At 60.1% G+C, this 1,611-nt stretch carries 2 protein-coding genes; both read right to left on the bottom strand.

Annotation, left to right across the window (positions count from 1 at the left end):
* On the bottom strand, positions 1-1,044 hold a 1,044-nt coding region (locus WAW17_RS16960), incomplete at its 3' end, for a cytochrome P450 (RefSeq protein WP_422334105.1).
* The coding region (locus WAW17_RS16955) for a DUF6545 domain-containing protein (RefSeq protein ID WP_422334104.1) at positions 1,029-1,611 on the bottom strand (583 nt) is incomplete at its 5' end. The genes WAW17_RS16955 and WAW17_RS16960, both read right to left, overlap by 16 nt.

Raw genomic sequence — 1,611 nt, 5'->3', positions numbered from 1 at the left:
GTCTTCTTTCGCCGCGCGAAAGAACCCGGGAGCGGTCGGCCATAGACGCAGCGTCTCGGAAATGACCTGGCGCGTATAGCGAAGACGGGCAATGTCTTCGTACCGCGGCGCAGATGTTCCGAAGACTTCGAGAGCTTCTGCCCGGACTCGGCCCGCAATCTCAGGGTTCTGGGCAAGGAAGTGGAGAGCGAAACTCAACGTGTTCACCGACGTCTCATGGCCTGCAGTGAGGAACGTGAGCACCTGATTCCTGATGTTCTCGCTATCAAGCGTGGTGCCACCCTCCGGGTGCAACATGCGGTCGAGGAGGTCTTTCCTACGTTCGCCGGTTCTCTGCCGCTCCGCAATGACCTCGTCGACCGTGGAGACAAGGAGTTCGCGATCCGCCCTGTTCTGCTTCTCAGCTTTGCGGCGCAGCAGTTTCCCGATGAACGGCAAAGGGATCCCGCTCTTCTGCGCGTAGGTCAGCGAACGGGTCAATGCGCCCACAAACGGGTGCTCTTCCGCACCACTGAACGAGTCGAACGAATACCCGAAACCGCACCGACCGATCACCTCGAGCGTGAGACCGCCCATCACATCAACGACCGGGACGGGATCTGCGGTCTGCTTAAGCGCGGCACACAGCTCTTCAGTGACTTGCACCATCGTGTCGTGGTAGCTGACCATCGACTCTTTTGTGAACGCCGGCATCAGCACTTCATGTGCTTTAGACCAGTTGGACTCCCAGTTGTAGGCCGTGAACAGTCCATCTCCGACGAGGGGACGGAGCTGCTCCAGTGGGCGCCCGACAAACTTTTCCCATTTTTCCTCGTCGTAGACCTGTGCGGCGAGGTCAGGCGATCCCACGAACGTCAGGTCAGTACCGAGGATGGAGCGCCGGTAGATCGGCCCCAGCTCGTCGAATCGGATCAGCGTCGTCTGATTCGGGGTCTCGGGGTCGATGCCGAAAACGTCGCCCAGAATCGGCACCCGTCGAGGTGGGTGCGGAATTGTCTTGCTCGCCATGCGGCAGTCCTCCTGTTGTTTCACGAGCGAGCCCATGCATCTGCGGTGCGGAGTAGCTCTTCTTCATCGACCATCCACCTCGGTGGTGTGATGGGCGGACGGTCATCGTCGCCGACCCGGAACAAGCTGAGGGCGTCAGATATTGCACGACAGCGTTCTTCCGGCGTTGCGTCGTCGCCTAGCGCCTTCGGATTCATATACGGCAAGACAAGGAACAGGGCGTCCTCGCACTCGATACGCATCCGGTGCTCACGCTCGAGACTGCTGTGCAGTACTCCTTCCGTCTCCAGCTTGACCTTCGGTACCGCCCCGATCAGGTCCTGCCAAATGTTCTGCAAGCGGATGACGGCGCGCGAGGAAGGGTCTGAACGTAACCGTATCTTCGCCTCCTCGATCGCCGGTACGGCGACCACGGCCGCGAGTACGCACGCGGCCGGAAGGAACAGCACGTCGTTGGACTGAGCTCGAAGATCGGTCAGGGCATTGCTCCAGTTCAACGACAGAGCAATACCGTTCGCCATCCGCGAGAGGTGATCGAACATTGAAACGGTCGCAGCGGCAAGGACGAGCGTCAGCCATATCTTCAGTCGCGTTGTCGACTCG

The organism is Rhodococcus sp. (in: high G+C Gram-positive bacteria) (assembly GCF_049286785.1).
In the GTDB taxonomy this organism is placed as follows: Bacteria; Actinomycetota; Actinomycetes; order Mycobacteriales; family Mycobacteriaceae; genus Rhodococcus_F.
This window is presented reverse-complemented; position numbering and strand designations above follow the sequence as displayed.